The sequence below is a fragment of the Halobaculum magnesiiphilum genome (assembly GCF_019823105.1).
Lineage (GTDB): Archaea > Halobacteriota > Halobacteria > Halobacteriales > Haloferacaceae > Halobaculum > Halobaculum magnesiiphilum.
The window spans coordinates 1,781,029-1,795,793 of sequence record NZ_CP081958.1 but is presented as its reverse complement, the minus strand read 5'-3'; the positions used below and the strand labels follow the sequence as shown (position 1 = coordinate 1,795,793).

12 protein-coding genes, 3 tRNA genes and 3 rRNA genes are annotated in these 14,765 nt (G+C 66.2%); 8 read left to right on the top strand and 10 right to left on the bottom strand.

Annotation, left to right across the window (positions count from 1 at the left end; translation table 11 throughout):
• The first annotated feature begins 11 nt into the window (after positions 1 to 11).
• Positions 12 to 1,322 carry an MFS transporter gene (locus tag K6T50_RS09040; protein WP_222606293.1) on the top strand — a complete coding sequence of 437 codons (1,311 nt, stop codon included), beginning with the start codon at positions 12 to 14 and terminating at the stop codon, positions 1,320 to 1,322.
• A gap of 77 nt (positions 1,323 to 1,399) precedes the next feature.
• The gene (locus tag K6T50_RS09035) at positions 1,400 to 2,233 is read left to right on the top strand and encodes an MBL fold metallo-hydrolase (protein ID WP_222606292.1); all 834 of its coding nucleotides are present in this window, start codon (positions 1,400 to 1,402) and stop codon (positions 2,231 to 2,233) included.
• A gap of 33 nt (positions 2,234 to 2,266) precedes the next feature.
• Here the strand turns inward: K6T50_RS09035 and surE are convergent, their stop codons facing one another.
• Positions 2,267 to 3,175 (bottom strand): 5'/3'-nucleotidase SurE, encoded by a 909-nt coding sequence (gene surE / locus K6T50_RS09030; protein ID WP_222606291.1) that lies wholly within the window; start codon positions 3,173 to 3,175, stop codon positions 2,267 to 2,269.
• A gap of 184 nt (positions 3,176 to 3,359) precedes the next feature.
• Here surE and K6T50_RS09025 point away from each other — a divergent pair, with 184 nt between their 5' ends.
• From K6T50_RS09025 to K6T50_RS09015, 3 genes are all read left to right on the top strand, one after another.
• Positions 3,360 to 3,953, top strand: a complete 594-nt coding sequence (locus K6T50_RS09025; RefSeq protein WP_222606290.1) for a magnesium transporter — start codon at positions 3,360 to 3,362, stop codon at positions 3,951 to 3,953.
• The gene (locus tag K6T50_RS09020) at positions 3,954 to 4,511 is read left to right on the top strand and encodes a magnesium transporter (protein WP_222606289.1); all 558 of its coding nucleotides are present in this window, start codon (positions 3,954 to 3,956) and stop codon (positions 4,509 to 4,511) included.
• Positions 4,512 to 4,603: 92 nt separating this feature from the next.
• A complete protein-coding gene (locus tag K6T50_RS09015; protein ID WP_222606288.1) occupies positions 4,604 to 5,056 on the top strand; it encodes a DUF7347 domain-containing protein in 453 nt (150 codons plus the stop codon).
• A 128-nt stretch (positions 5,057 to 5,184) separates the two neighbouring features.
• Here K6T50_RS09015 and K6T50_RS09010 read toward each other — a convergent pair whose 3' ends face one another.
• Complete coding sequence (locus K6T50_RS09010) at positions 5,185 to 5,607, bottom strand: RNA-binding domain-containing protein (RefSeq protein WP_222606287.1); 423 nt, start codon at positions 5,605 to 5,607, stop codon at positions 5,185 to 5,187.
• Complete coding sequence (locus K6T50_RS09005; protein ID WP_222606286.1) at positions 5,604 to 6,197, bottom strand: AAA family ATPase; 594 nt, start codon at positions 6,195 to 6,197, stop codon at positions 5,604 to 5,606. The genes K6T50_RS09010 and K6T50_RS09005 overlap by 4 nt, the downstream gene beginning before the upstream one ends.
• Positions 6,198 to 6,299: 102 nt before the next feature.
• Here K6T50_RS09005 and K6T50_RS09000 point away from each other — a divergent pair.
• Positions 6,300 to 6,406: transfer RNA gene (locus K6T50_RS09000), tRNA-Arg, on the top strand.
• A 334-nt stretch (positions 6,407 to 6,740) separates the two neighbouring features.
• Positions 6,741 to 7,118, top strand: coding sequence for a YccF domain-containing protein (locus tag K6T50_RS08995; protein WP_222606285.1), 378 nt, complete (start codon positions 6,741 to 6,743; stop codon positions 7,116 to 7,118).
• Between the two features lie 54 nt (positions 7,119 to 7,172).
• Here the strand turns inward: K6T50_RS08995 and K6T50_RS08990 are convergent, their stop codons facing one another.
• The 7 genes from K6T50_RS08990 to K6T50_RS08960 all read right to left on the bottom strand — a co-directional run bounded on the left by K6T50_RS08990 (position 7,173) and on the right by K6T50_RS08960 (position 14,275).
• A complete protein-coding gene (locus tag K6T50_RS08990; RefSeq protein WP_222606284.1) occupies positions 7,173 to 8,048 on the bottom strand; it encodes a hypothetical protein in 876 nt (291 codons plus the stop codon).
• An 88-nt stretch (positions 8,049 to 8,136) separates the two neighbouring features.
• Positions 8,137 to 8,212 (bottom strand) — tRNA-Cys (locus K6T50_RS08985).
• A gap of 159 nt (positions 8,213 to 8,371) precedes the next feature.
• A 5S ribosomal RNA gene (rrf, locus tag K6T50_RS08980) occupies positions 8,372 to 8,493 on the bottom strand.
• Positions 8,494 to 8,604: 111 nt separating this feature from the next.
• Positions 8,605 to 11,522 (bottom strand): 23S ribosomal RNA (locus K6T50_RS08975).
• Between the two features lie 213 nt (positions 11,523 to 11,735).
• Positions 11,736 to 11,807 (bottom strand) — tRNA-Ala (locus K6T50_RS08970).
• A gap of 105 nt (positions 11,808 to 11,912) precedes the next feature.
• Positions 11,913 to 13,384 (bottom strand): 16S ribosomal RNA (locus K6T50_RS08965).
• The 16S, 23S and 5S rRNA genes sit together here with 2 tRNA genes alongside, the layout of an rRNA operon.
• 582 nt (positions 13,385 to 13,966) lie before the next feature.
• Positions 13,967 to 14,275, bottom strand: coding sequence for a non-histone chromosomal MC1 family protein (locus K6T50_RS08960; RefSeq protein ID WP_222606283.1), 309 nt, complete (start codon positions 14,273 to 14,275; stop codon positions 13,967 to 13,969).
• A 288-nt stretch (positions 14,276 to 14,563) separates the two neighbouring features.
• Here K6T50_RS08960 and K6T50_RS08955 point away from each other — a divergent pair, with 288 nt between their 5' ends.
• Positions 14,564 to 14,761, top strand: coding sequence for a hypothetical protein (locus tag K6T50_RS08955; protein ID WP_073310087.1), 198 nt, complete (start codon positions 14,564 to 14,566; stop codon positions 14,759 to 14,761).
• Positions 14,762 to 14,765 lie beyond the last annotated feature (4 nt).

Below are 14,765 nucleotides of genomic sequence, written 5' to 3'. Positions count from 1 at the left end.
CTCCGAACCGAATGGGAACCGGCGTCGGATCGCGGCTGCGCGCGCTCGCCGATTACGACGTGCTCGCGCTCACGGCGCTGATCTGGTTTCTCGCGAAGTTCCTCCGGTACGCGTTCCCGCCGCTGTTTCCCGCGTTCCGTGACGCGCTCGGCGTCTCCAGCGCGGTCCTCGGGGTCGCGTTCACCGCGATGTTGACCGTCTACGCGGCGATGCAGTTCCCCAGCGGCGCGCTCGCCGACCGGGTCGGCGCGCGGCGGGTGATCGTCGCCGGCGCGGTCGTCACCGGCCTCGGCGCGCTCGTGCTCGCGGTGCCCGTCCCCGACGCCCTCGCGCTCGGCGTCCTCGGCGGCGGCATGCTGCTCGTCGGCCTCGGCACCGGCGTCCACAAGACCGTCGCCGTCCGGCTGCTCTCGCGGCTGTACCCCGGGCGGACCGGCCGCGCGCTCGGGGTGCTCGACACGCTCGGCGCCTTCGGCGGCGTCGCCGCCCCCGCCGCCGTCGTGGCGGTCACCGGCGCGACGGTCGCCGGCGTCGCGCTCCCGTGGCTCGACTGGCACGCGCTGTTCCTCGCGGGCGCGGTCGCCGCCGGCGGGCTCGCGCTCCTGTTCGCCCGCAGCGCTCCGGATCCGGGTGCGGCCGACCTCGGCGGTGCCGCCACCGACGGGTCCGACGACGCCGACACGGCCGCCGGCGACGACACGAGCGACCACGCCGAGACGGACGGCGTCGACGACACGGGCGGCGCCCTCCGTCGCTACGCGGCGCTGTTTCGCGAGCCCGCCTTCGCGTTCTTCGTCCTCGCGACGGTCTGCTTCTCGTTCGCGTACAACGGCGCCGTCGCCTTCCTCCCCCTCTATCTGACCGACGCCGCGGGGCTGCCCGAGACGACCGCCTCGCTGCTGTACTCGGGGCTGTTCGTCGTCTCGCTCGTCCAGTTGGGAACCGGCGACCTCTCGGACCGCGTCGGACAGCTCCCGGTGATCGCCGCGACGCTCGCGCTCGCGACCGGCGGGCTCCTCGCGCTGCTGTCGGTCTCGGGCGTCGTCGCCGTCGCCGGGGCGGTGGTCGCGTTCGGGCTGGGCAGTCACGGCTTCCGCCCCGTCCGGGGCGCGTACCTCGCCGCCGTCCTCCCCGAATCGGCTGCCGGCGGCGGACTCGGCGTCGTCCGGACGCTGTTGATGAGCGCCGGCGCGCTCGCGCCCGCCGTCGTCGGCGGCGTCGCCGACGCGACCGGCTTCGGCGCCGCCTTCGGCGTGCTCGCGGTCGCGCTGGTGGCGTCGCTGGCGCTGACGGGCGTCGTCGCGGTCGTCGATGGGTCGTAGACAGTATCACGGCCGGGCGGGTTCGGGTGTTCCCACACCACCCGAACAGTCGAGTGCCCCCTACTCGATCCGTCACCGTGCGCTGTACCCTCCTCGGCACCGGCGACGCCCTCGGCGTCCCCGTGCCCCTGTGCGACTGTGCGTTCTGTGCGGCGAGCGACCCGCGACGGCGGCCCGGCCTCCTCGTCGAGGCGGCGGGAACGACGCTTCTCATCGACGCGCCTCCGGACGTGACTCCCGCACTTCGCGAGGCGAGCGTGACCGACCTCGACGCCGTGTTCCTCACGCACGGCCACTACGACCACGCCGCCGGCGTCTCCGAGCTGAACCACACCCGGTACGAACGGCACCTCCTGAACGGCGACGACCTCGGCCACGATCATCCGGTCGCCGACCCCTTCGAGACGTACGTCCCCCGTAGCGTCCTGCAGAAGTACGCCACCGAACGGCCGGGGCTCGTCGACCGCGTCGGGATGGCGGTCGTCTCGCCCGGCGACCCGGTGTCGGTCGGGGCACTCTCGGTCACGGCGTTCGAGGTGGAACACGGCGAACCGCTGTTTCCGACGCTCGGGTACGTCGTCCGCGGCCCGCGGTCGGAGGGGCCCCGTGGGGACGCCGACCCGGACGAGGCGGTCGTCGGCTACGCGCCGGATCTGAACGCCGCACCCGATCCCGGGAGCGTCCCCGCCGACGGACTCGACCTCCTGTTCGTGGAGGGGTCGGTGCTGGGGGCGGAACTCCACGCCGAGGCCGCGGCGCTTCGGGCCGGCCTCGACCGCCTCGACGCCGACCGGCGCGTCGCCACGAACGTCTCCGAGCACATGCTCCGGCTGCACACCGGGGCGGTCGAGGAACGCGGACGGGAACACGGCTACGAGGTGTGGGCCGACGGCGACGCGGCGACGCTGTAGCGCCGAGGACCCGTCTCGGGAGGTGACTGCCGTTCAGTCGTCGTCCGCCGCCGGCGCGGCCTCGCGCTCGGCCCGCCAGTCGCGGTTCACCGCGGCGACGAGGTCGTCCAGCCGTTCGGAGTGAATCGGCACCTGGGGTACGCGCAGCGCCGAGACGCTCGCGTCGCCGTCGACGACGGCCGCGCGGTCGGACCACGCGGGGTAGGAGTCGCCCACCTGCTCCAGCGTCGGGTGTCGCCCCGGCTGATCGAGGCGCGCCCAGAAGTCGGATTCGAGCCGCCAGTCGCCGTCGTGGGTCTCGCGCTCCTCCGGGGAGGCCTCGCGCACGTCGACGCCGTAGTCGGCCAGCGGCTCGGTGAGCCGGAGGTCGCAGTCGGCCGCGTCGACGGGAGCGTTCACCGAGAGCAGATCCGCGTCCGCGAGGTCGGCGCCGCCGTCCGTGCTTCCGCTCCCGCTCCCACTCCCGTCGCCGCGGTCGAGCACGTGTTCGGCGAGCAGGCGGGTCAGCCGCGCGGGCGTCTCGAAGGTGAACTCAGCCGGCGGGAAGAACTCCTCGCGGTGGTACGCGGAGACGGCGACCGCGGGAACCCCGAGGTACGCCGCCTCGACGGCCGCGCCGACGGTGCCCGAGTGGCCCATGATGTACTCGCCGCAGTTGGGGCCGTGGTTGCACCCGGAGACGACCAGATCGAACTCCTCGTCCAGCGCCCGGAGCGCGTAGGCGACGCAGTCGGCGGGCGTGCCGTGGACCGCGTGGCCCCACTCGTGGTCGTCCACGTCGACGGCGCGCGAGCGCGCCCGCCCCACGCCCGACTGGTTCTCGGCGGGCGCGACGACGGTCACGTCGGCGACGGCGCGCAGCTCCTCGTACAGCGCCGCGAGGCCGCCGGCGTCGACGCCGTCGTCGTTCGTCAGCAACACCTGCGCCTGCGAGTCGGTCATTGGTGGGGTCTCGTCGCTCGCCGTGAAGTGCCCGTCGGTCCCGCAGGCCGGCGTCGCCGGCGGTGGGGTGACCGCGACAGCGACCGCGACCGCAACGACGTATCCGCCGGCGACGAATCTCCGGGCGACCGCGACGGCGACGACGGCACCCGACTTTTGTCCTCGGGGGTCGTCGGTACGCGCGATGGGGATCCGCGAGACGGCCGGGGAGGCGTACCGCGAGGCGCTGCCGGCGCTCGCGACGAGCGCGGTCGGGGGGTTGCTCGCGGGCGTCGTACTCGGGGGCATGCGCGCCGAACTCCGGGCGATCGAGGGGCTGCTCGTGCTCGTGCCCGCGCTGCTCGCGACCCGCGGAAGCGTGTTCGGGAGCTTCGGCGCGCGCATCTCCACCGGACTCCACCAGGGGATCGTCGAACCGCGGGTCGACCTCGGCGACGACCGGCTGCGCGCGGCGGCGACGGCGGCACTCGCAAACGGCGTGCTCGTGTCGCTCGTCGCCGCCGTGCTCACCGTGACGGCGCTCACGCTGCTCGCGAGTCCGGTCGCGCCGCTGTCGGTCATGCTCGGCGTCGCGCTGATCGCGAGCGTCCTCTCGGGGGCGGCGCTGACGGCCGTCGTGCTGTTGGTCGTGTTCGCGGGCTACCGTCGGGGGTACAACCCCGACACGTTCGTCGGCCCGGTGGTGACGACCACCGGCGACGTTGCCGGCGTGTTCTTCCTGTTGGTCGCGGCGCGGGCCGTCCTCGCGCTGGTGGCCGCGGCGGGAGGTGGGGCGTAGGTGCCGACCGAGTGGTCCGTCCGCGCGATCACCCGCGCGATGTTGCCCGTGTTGCTCGCGCTCGCGCTCGTCGAGCTGGGGTCGGGGCTGGTGCTCGGCGCGCTGGAGGACCGGCTGCTCCGGTCGCCGTCGCTGCTCGTGCTCGTTCCGGTCACGATCGGCACCGCGGGCAACCTCGGGTCGATCCTCGCGGCGCGGCTCTCGACGGCGTTCCACCTCGGGACGCTCTCCTTCGACCCCGCGGACGACGAGCTCGCGGGCAACGCCGTCGCCACGGTCGCGCTCGCGGTGACCCTGTTCCCGGTCATCGGCCTCGGCGCGTGGGCCCTCGCGGCGCTCGTCGGCGAGACGACGCTCGGGCCGGGGACGGTGCTCGTGGTCGCGCTGTCGGCCGGCGTCGCCCTCGCCGTCCTCGCGGTCGCGGTGACGCTCGCGGCGACGTACACGGCCTACCGGCTCTCGCTCGACCCCGACGACGTGGTCATCCCCGTGGTCACCAACGTCTGCGACGTGCTCGGCATCGTCGTGCTGTTCGCGGCCGTAGTGGCGTTCACGTGAGTCCCGGGAACGCGATACGCGTTCCGTGAACGGCGATTCTGTCCGATCGCCTACACGAAAAGTATGTCACGGAGGCGGCCGCCCGCCCCGACATGGAGTTCACACCGACGGGGCCGTCCGCCTCGCGCGACGACGCGCGCGCCGGGGACGCCGACCCCCAGGGCGACGACGCCGCCCGCGACGCCGCCGACGCCCTCTCCGCGCTCGCCTCCGAGCACCGGATCGCGATCCTCCGCGAGTTGGCGGCGGCCGACGGGCCGCTGTCGTTCTCGACGCTGCGCGAGCGGGTCGGGATGCGCGACACCGGCCGGTTCAACTACCACCTCGGGGAGCTGCGCGGCCGGTTCGTTCGCGAGCGCGACGGCGGGTACGTCCTCGGCCACGCGGGCGAACGGGTCGTGCTCGCGGCCGCCGACCTCGATCCCGAGGGCGCCGCGATGTTGGCGGACGGGCGGACGACTGAGGGCGGGGGCGACGACGCGTGCCCGGTGTGCGGCGAGGTCGACTGCGACCGCGTGATCCACGTCCACCTCTCGGGGCGATAACAGGGTCCCGCCGACCGCCGAGCCCGTCGCTCGGCGATCACCTGCCTTCTCGCTCGTCGACCGCCTACCCCTTCGCTCGGCGATTGCCTGTCCCGTCCGCGGGCCGTCGAACCCGGCGGCGTTCGCGGTCAGCGGCTGTCGGGGTCGACGGGCGCGCCGTCCTCGGTGGGCGGCGCGAGGTGGTCGATGTACTCCTCGACCGACGGCGAGCGGACGGTCACCTCCACGGAGATGTCGCCCAGCTCGTCGGGGTCGCCGACGGCGAAGTTGACGACGCCCTGGAAGGCGGCCTGCTTCTTCAGGTTGAACGTGAAGCCGTCGTCGGTACGGTTGCGCTCGAACTCGCGGCGTGCGGTGTCGAGGATCTCCTGTTCGTGGAGCTTGTCGGAGAAGTCATCGAGCGTGTGCGTCTCGGCGACGAGGGTGCCCGGCTCGGAGACGAACTCCGCGTTGGGAAACAGCGCCTCGACGGCGTCGCGGACGCGGTCGGTCACCTCGGTGTCGCGCACCGGCGCCTCGATCCGCGCGTCGACGCTGTAGACGGTCGTCACTTCTCCACCTCCGTCGCGTCGACGGCGGGATCGGGGGCGTCGGCGTTCCCCCGCAGCACGGCCCGGACGCGGTCGCGGAACGCCGCGAGCGTGTCGGTGTTCTCGATGGTCACGTCTGCGGCGTCGATGACCTCGCCCATGCCGAAGCCGAGTTCGCGCTCCTCGCGGTCGCGCAACGCCTCCCGGTCAACGTCGGAGTCGTCGCGTCCGCGGTCGCCGAGCCGTTCGGCGCGTAGATCGAACGGCGCGGTGATGGCGACGAGCGTGAAGTCGTCGCCGAACCGTTCGCGGAAGCGCTCCAGCTCGACGGGCGCGCGCAGGCCGTCGACGAGCACGGCGTCCGTGTCGCCCGCGGCGGCGGCCTCCTCGATCAGCGGGATCGAGCGATCGGCGATCGCGGCGGGGCCGTTCTCCTCGCGGAGTGCGCGGGCGATCGCGCCGTGGTGCTCTGCGGGGTCGAGCCCGCGGTCGCGACACTCCGCGCGGATGACATCCCCCATGGTGACGACGGGAACGCCCTCCTCCTCGGCGACCGCGGCGGCCTCGCCCTTCCCGCTGCCGGGCAGGCCGACCGTTCCGATGACTCGCATCACCGTCCGTTCGCCGCTGGCCGGATTAAAGCCTGCGAGACGGACGACCCCGCCGGACGCGACCGCGCCGCTTTTGACTTCCCCGCGTGTGTTCTCACCCGAGGGCGCGTAGCTCAGTCCGGATTCAGAGCGTCGGACTTCTATCCGCGTCGGTGTTTCCGGCGGGGGGAGCCATCCGACGGTCGCGGGTTCAAATCCCGTCGCGCCCGTGTTCCGTGTCGCGAGCGACAGCGAGCGACCGGAACCGCTCGGAAGACGGGATTTGAAGCAGGGAGGTCGCACGCAGGCGAGCGAAGCGAGCCGAGTACGCCCGACCGTGGTTCATAATCCCGTCGCGCCCGTAGTGGTCGAGCGATAGCGAGACCCGGAGGGCGACACACAGCGATTTTGAACTAGACGAGACGCGCACAGCGAAGCGAGCACGTCTCGGCGTAGTTCATACTCCCGTCGCGCCCGTTGCGAGGCCGAACGCAGTGAGGTCTCGATAGTGAGCCGTGAGCGGAGCGACACAAGGGATTCACCCTCCGAGCGCGTCTTCCCGACATGGCACAACGCTCGCTGTTCACTCGCGCGCTGTGGTTCGTCGCCGTCGGCTGGTGGGCCACGCCCGCGGTCGTCAACCTCGCGTGGTTCCTCAACGCCACCGTGATCGGGCTCCCGCTGGGGATCAAACTGATCAACCTCGTGCCGACGGTGTTGACGCTCAAGGAACCGCGGTCGCTGTCGGCGCCCGATGACGCCCGCGGCCAGCGGTCGCTGCTCGTCCGCGGCGTCTACTTCGTGCTCGTCGGCTGGTGGCTCAGCCTCCTGTGGGCGAACGTCGCCGCGTTCCTCGCGATCACGATCGTCGGGCTGCCGGTCGCCTACTGGATGTTCAACCGCCTCCCGTTCGTCACGTCGCTGTACCGGTTCGACGGATAGCCGTCGCTCGGGAAGCGGACGAGCGGAGAAGTCGAGGGATGTCGCGCGGACGGCTCAGTACCGGTTCGGGAGATACGCCATTCCCATCAGGAGGAACGCCGACAGCCCGCTGACGATCGTGACGCCCCACAGTCCGTTCGTCATCGTGGTCTGCATCGCGGTCTCCTCCTCGTATTGGGCGTACGTGTCGAACTCCTGGGTGAGCACCATCGTCTCGTTGTTCGGGAAGTGCGCGAAGTACGTCGTCGAACCGACCGTCACGTTCGCCGCGTCCGACACCGAGATCTCGGTTGTCCGCGGCGCGAAGTACTCCAGCGTCGCGGCGTCCGAACTCACCGACGCGACCGTCGCGGTGTTGTTCTCGATGTCCTCGAGTTCGTCTCCGACTGCGTACTCGCGCGTCTCGGGCTCGGGGAAGTAGTCGTCGACGGGGATCAGCTCTCGGCTCTCGTTACCGTCGGCGCGCTCGACCACGTACTCCTCCCCGTCGACGGTCGTCGTCTCGTTCTCGACGTCGGAGTCGTTCTCGAGGATCGCCGTGCGGTCGATGACCTCCGTCAGCGTGACCGATTCGGACTCGTTGTCGGTGGCGACGGTCCAGTCCTGCCCGTCGTACGTGACGGTCGAGTCGTTCGCCCACTCGACGGTGTAGCGGGCCGACTCGTTGGTCGTGTTCAGCGTCCCGGAGCGAACCAGCTCGGCCTGACCGCCGCCACCGTGACCGCCGCCGCCACCGCCCTCCATTTCGGCGGAGATACCCTGTACGACGTACTCCGTCCCATCGACCGTGAGCGGATCGCCCTCGCTCAACTCGTGGTCCGGATTCTCGAAGGAGAGCTGCGGCGCGCTCGCTGTCGCGATAAGCGAGAACGAGGCCGCCCCCACGACGAGGAAGAACGCGACGTAAATGACCGCGGCGCGTCGTTGCATACGTGAGCCACGGGTCGCCCGGAGTTTAACCGTTTTCTTTCGGGGGAACGCAGTACCGCGGCTCCGCGATCGTCCGCGCGCACGAGAAAGCCAAGGGCCGGATTTGAACCGGCGTGGTTCTCCTCTGCAGGGAGATGCGTATGGCCGGACTCTGCCACCTTGGCGCACCTGAACGGAGGCGTGTAAGGCGTTTAAGCCTAGCGGATCCGCCGTTCGAGCCGATCGACGAAGCCGTCGCTGGCGGCGTGTACGTGCGTGTGTCTATAAATGCAGAACGGCCCACCAGCGCGGTGCTGGTGAGCCGTTGTGTGTTGCGTATGAGTGGTGGGCGGCGAACCGGTGTTTCCAGAGGCTCTCGCACTCCAGGACTTGCCGGAACGCTGGCGGGCTTAACTTCCGTGTTCGGGATGGGTACGGGTGGTGCCCCGCCGCTGTGGCCGCCCGAAGGCCGACCATCGGGAACGATCCGATGTAATGCCTGCGTCGGTCTGTCGACCAGTATGTACGTGCAATCCAGGTAACGCCTGGACCCGTTCACGATGGGTCCCAGTGCATATGAGTGTGGCTTGACCTGTTAGTGCTCGTGGACTGAACGCCTCGTTGCCTCGGCGCGTACATCCCGAGTCTATCGAACTCGTCTTCTACGAGTGGTCTCGGTGGTACTTCTTTTTCAGGTGGGTTTCGAGCTTAGATGCGTTCAGCTCTTACCCCGTGTTGCGTAGCTTCTCGGCAGCTGCCCTTTCGGACAACCGATACACCAGTGGCAACCAGTCGTAGTTCCTCTCGTACTATACGACCGTTCCCGTCAAGTACCGTAACACCCCCAATAGATAGCAGCCGACCTGTCTCACGACGGTCTAAACCCAGCTCACGACCTCCTTTAATAGGCGAACAACCTCACCCTTGCCCGCTTCTGCACGGGCAGGATGGAGGGAACCGACATCGAGGTAGCAAGCCACGCGGTCGATATGTGCTCTTGCGCGTGACGACTCTGTTATCCCTAAGGTAGCTTTTCTGTCGTAAATCCGGGCCATTGAGGCCCGTGATCCGTTCGCTAGACCACGCTTTCGCGTCAGCGTCACTCGCTTGGAATGACACTGTCAGACTTCCTTGTGCTCTTGCGCTCTTCCGCGGGTTCCTGTCCCGCGTGAGGAAATCTTGGGGCGCGCTCGATATCTTTTCGAGCGCGTACCGCCCCAGTCAAACTGCCCGGCTACCGGTGTTCTCCTCCCGGAGTGAGAGTCGCAGCCACTGACGGGTAGTATTTCAGTGATGTCTCGGTGGCCCGCTAGCGCGGGTACCTGTGTACTGACTCCTACCTATCCTGCACGTCAGCGGCCACGTCTCAGCGACAGCCTGCAGTAAAGCTCTATAGGGTCTTCGCTTCCCCTTGGGGGTCCAGACTCCGCACTGGAACGTACAGTTCACCGGGGCCCCACGTTGGGACAGTGTGGCTCTCGTTGATCCATTCATGCGAGTCGCTACTGAAGCGACAAGGTACTACGCTACCTTAAGAGGGTCATAGTTACCCCCGCCGTTGACAGGTCCTTCGTCCTCTTGTACGAGGTGTTCAGATACCTGCACTGGGCAGGATTCAGTGACCGTACGAGTCCTTGCGGATTTGCGGTCACCTGTGTTGTTACTAGACAGTCGGAGCCACCGAGTCACTGCGACCTGCCTCGCGAAAGGCAGGCATCCCTTATTGCGAACGTACGGGACTAACTTGCCGAATTCCCTAACGTCGGTTGTTCCCGTCGGTCTTGGCTTGCTCTGCCAGGGTACCTGTGTCGGATCTCGATACGAACACCACGCTCGTCTTTTCACGGGCTCTAGGTAGTGGTGACTTGCGCTGTCTCAGGCTTCTCTCGCTTCGTGCCGTTACGGCTTCCACGGGATTCCCTGATTCGACCGGGCGAACGCCCGGCTCACCAGTTCCCAAAGCGTCGACTTTCAGTGCGTGGTGGCACTGGAATATTAACCAGTTCCCCGTTTGTCCGGTTCGACTTACGGCCGGACTTAGGATCGGCTAACCCTCGGCTGATTGGCAGTGCCGAGGAACTCTTACCCTTCAGACCTTCGGGGTTCGCACCCGAATATCGCTGCTACTGTGACCAGGATTGTCGTTACTGAACGGTCCACGCGAGCTCTCGCCCGAGCTTCCATCCGTACAGTACGCCGACCTACACGGTTCCCTTCTTACAGGGACGGTTAGGTATCAGAAGTGGATTTGAGTCCCGATCATTTTGGGCGCCTTGAACCTCGGCCGGTAAGCTGTTACGCTTTTCTTAGCGGGTAGCTGCTTCTAAGCTCACCTCCCGGCTGTTTAGGGCTCAAGACTACCTTCAGAGGATTACACTTAATCCACATTTTGGGTCATTAACCTAACTCTGGGTTGTTCCCCTCACGGTGCCCAAGCTTACCCCGGGACACCGGACTCCCTCCGTCGACAGCGTTCGTACGTTCGGAGTTCGACAGAGAGGCCGACTCCTCTCGGAGGCGGGTCTCTCAATCGGTGGCTCTACCGCACGAACTACCTCGGGAGAGGTCATGCTTCGACATGTTTCGGTCGGAACCAGCTGTTGCCGAGTTCGATGGGCCTTTCACCCCTACTCCAAGATCACGCGAGGGTATTGTAGGACACCAACGCTAACGGACCTCCACGTGCCTTTCGGCACGCTTCATCCTGCCTCGGAGTAGATCACTCGGTTTCGGGTCGTACCTCTTCGACTCCCCGCGCTTGAACACGGTGGCCCTCGTCGTAAGACTGCGGCCATATCGGTTTCCCTGCGCCTTCCACGATGCGCGTGTTAGACTCGCCGGAGAAGTACACTCCCTGGTTCGTTTTTCAAAACGCACGACGCGACTTCGGCTCCCCTCACGTCTTACTGGTGGGTCGCCCCACGGTCATTCTGTGAGGGGCCTTTCAAGCCCCGTCGCTCAATCGCCAGCTGATTTCAGGCCCTATTGCACCGCCCTTCTCGGGGTGCTTTTCAGCGTTCGCTCACGCTACTTGTTCGCTATCGGTCTCGAGGAGTGTTTAGTCTTCTCAGTCGATGCCTGAGATATTCACGAGGGATATCCAACCCCCGCTACTCTGGGAACTGATCCGCAGGCCGCGTTCGTGATACGGGACTGTCGCCCTGTATCGTGCTCCGTTCCAGGAGACTTCTCACGAACTCGAACTGCTTGCTATCAGCCCGAACACCACATTGCCCGTGAGGGCTTCGGTTTGGACTGTGTCGCGTTCACTCGCCGTTAGTAACGACATCTCGGTTTGATTTCTCTTCCTGCTCCTACTGAGATGTTTCAATTCGGAGCGTTCCCCATTGCGCGAAGCAATTGTAGAGGGATTCCCATTCGGAGATCCGTAGTTCTTCGCCTCCATGCGGCTCCCTACGGCTTATCGCAGCTTGGCACGTCCGTCGTCGGCTCTCGAGCCGAGCCATTCACCAGCTGGCACAGTAGCCAGTTGACTGATGGTACACTGTGACCCGGTGAACGGGTCCAGTGGACGTCTGGATTGCACGTACATACGGTCGTCATCGCACGTCGCATGGGTGGCATGCGAGCGTACATCGACCCTTCCCATTCCCGCTCTCGCGGAATGGTGCATCGGTCTTGCGTCGGGATTCATCGTATCGCCGTCCGCCATATAAGGCGCACGGTTCACGATGGACCCCGAATACATGGACCCACTGGGATTCGAACCCAGGGCATCCTCCTTGCAAAGGAGGCACTCTACCACTGAGCTATGGGCCCACCCCCGTCAGGGGGCGTGAGCGAGCCTCGATAGTTCGAAGGTGCCCGATCGGCGTCGGGAACGGACCGAAAGGTGAGCCAGGGCGTCGCCCTGGTCTCGATCTGTGGAGGTGATCCAGCCGCAGATTCCCCTACGGCTACCTTGTTACGACTTAAGCCCCCTTGCGAAGCCCAGATTCGACCTGGCAACCCAGGCCTCATCCGGACCTCACTCGGGTGCTTTGACGGGCGGTGTGTGCAAGGAGCAGGGACGTATTCACCGCGCGCTTGTGACACGCGATTACTACCGAATCCAGCTTCATGTGGGCGAGTTTCAGCCCACAATCCGAACTACGACCAGGTTTCTGAGATTACCGTCCCCTCTCGGGGTAGGAACCCATTGTCCTGACCATTGTAGCCCGCGTGTAGCCCAGCCCATTCGGGGCATACTGACCTACCGTTGCCCGTTCCTTCCTCCGCCTTGGCGGCGGCAGTCTCCCTAATGTACCCAACGACCTCAAGGGTCTTGCTGGCAATTAGGGACGCGGGTCTCGCTCGTTGCCTGACTTAACAGGACGCCTCACGGTACGAGCTGACGGCGGCCATGCACCTCCTCTCTGTAGGTCTTCCAAGCTCATCACACTGGGATTCATTCCTACAGTCGGGGCTGGTGAGATGTCCGGCGTTGAGTCCAATTAAACCGCAGGCTCCTCCGGTTGTAGTGCTCCCCCGCCAATTCCTTTAAGTTTCATCCTTGCGGACGTACTTCCCAGGCGGTTCGCTTCTCGGCTTCCCTACGGCACAACACAGACTCGTAGTCTGCGTCGCACCTAGCGAACATCGTTTACAGCTGGGACTACCCGGGTATCTAATCCGGTTCGAGACCCCAGCTTTCGTCCCTGACCGTCGGATCAGTTCTCTCGAAGTGCTTTCGCCATCGGTGGTCCGTCCAGGATTACGGGATTTCACTCCTACCCCGGACGTACCCTTCGAGTCTCCCTGTCCCAAGCCGAGCAGTTTCCGCCGGACGCCTACCAGTTGAGCTGGTAGATTTCCCGACGGACTTGCCCGGCCGGCTACGGACGCTTTAGGCCCAATAAGATCGGTCATCACTCGAGCTGCCGGTATTACCGCGGCGGCTGGCACCGGTCTTGCCCAGCTCTTATTCGTGCACCGCCTTAGGGTGCACAAAAGCGAAGGCACTATGCCTCCGCACTCGGAGTCCCCCTATCGCACTGTCGTGCAGTGTAAAGGTTTCGCGCCTGCTGCGCCCCGTAGGGCCCGGAATCTTGTCTCAGATTCCGTCTCCGGGTTCTTGCTCTCACAACCCGTACCGATTATCGGCACGGTGGGCCGTTACCCCACCGTCTACCTAATCGGCCGCAGCCTCATCCTACGGCGTCGGAACGTTTCCAGCTCTCGGCGTTCCAGCATGAGAGCCGTAACCGGGATTAGCCTCAGTTTCCCGAGGTTATACCGGTCCGTAGGGTAGATTGGCCACGTGTTACGGAGCTATTCGCCACGGGTCTGAACCCGTGCGACTAGCATGGCTAAATCGGACTCCGATAGCAATGACCTCCGGCAGGATCAACCGGAATGTTCCTCCCCGCGAGGGGAGGGGGTGGCGGGAAGTCACGCGCGAAGCGTGACCTCACCATTGCGTGGTCCATGTTCGGCGACACCGATCGGGTGACACCGAACTATCGAGGCTCACATCAGATACCGTCTTGCGGCGGACCGCAGGGGCGGAATCCTCATCTCTTGCGGATATTAACGTACTTCGCGAGGGGACTTAACCCCTTCGAAGCCCGTTACCGAAGCGAACCGCGGCGGAGTTGAACCACCTCGACTCGCGTCGTGTCTTCGCATTCCATCCGATGTCTTTGCCGTTGATAAGGACATCGGAACGAACTACGACACACCCCGGAAGGGTGTGCCGTGTCGCCGGGGCGTCCCGTGCGACCTTCGCATTTCTTCGGATGGCAGGGGAACATAAAAGGCCGTCGTCTCGCCACCGCTACGTCATGCGGTTTCACGGCCCGTCATCGTGAACGACCGTGAACGACACTCAGCTCGTGGTTCGGTTCGCGAACGACGAGACGAGGCCGTCGAACGCGCCATCGACGATCGGCGGCGTTGCGACTGGCGGATCGGTTCCCAAAGAACGTGCAGTGCGCGGATCAGCTCTCGAGGTGTTCGATGCCCTTCTTCGCCACGTTAGCCTCGGTGATCTCATCGGGCATCCAGTCGGGTTTGTTGTCGGGCGCGGACTCCCGCCAGGACCATCCCTCGTAGATGTGGACCTTGTCCGTCCCCTTCTCTCGGAGCCGGAGTTCGACGCGGTCGGCGGCGTCCTCGGAGCTGGCCGGCTCGAGCCGACGAGCGGCTTTCAGGGCCGCCTGTCGCGGCGTGTTGCCGGAGAAGACGCTCTCCTCGGTGCCGTCGCCCTCGCGCAGCGCGAAGTTCCGCTTACCGTCCTCACGTACCATGGTTTTTCGCCTCCGTGTGAAGCGAACACACACTGTATGATAAACGTATCGGGGAAATTACCCCGTCTTCGGGAAAAGATTCATATGTCCGGTCCGGGGGCTGTCGATTCCGCGAGGGTGAGATCGGCGGCGTCCGACCGCCGCAGCGGACGTGATCACATCGGTTCCGCGACCACATCGATCCCACAAGCGGTACCCCGTCCGGGTGCGTGTCCGGCCGACCGCACGCGGACGGCCGTAAACAACACTTATGTGTCTCGTCGGGGGACTCACGGAGTACCGAAGGCGATGGTCCGGAAGAAGACGCTCAGTCCGAGTGGCGCCAAGGACGAGAACGGCGAGTACCACAACGTCCACGTGAACCTGCACGAGGACGAGCTCGCCGTCGCCGGCATGGATATCGGCGACGAAGTGTTCGTTCGCGTCCGCGACGGCAAGATTATCATCCAGAAGGCGGACCCCGACGAGGTAGAACACGACTTCTGACACC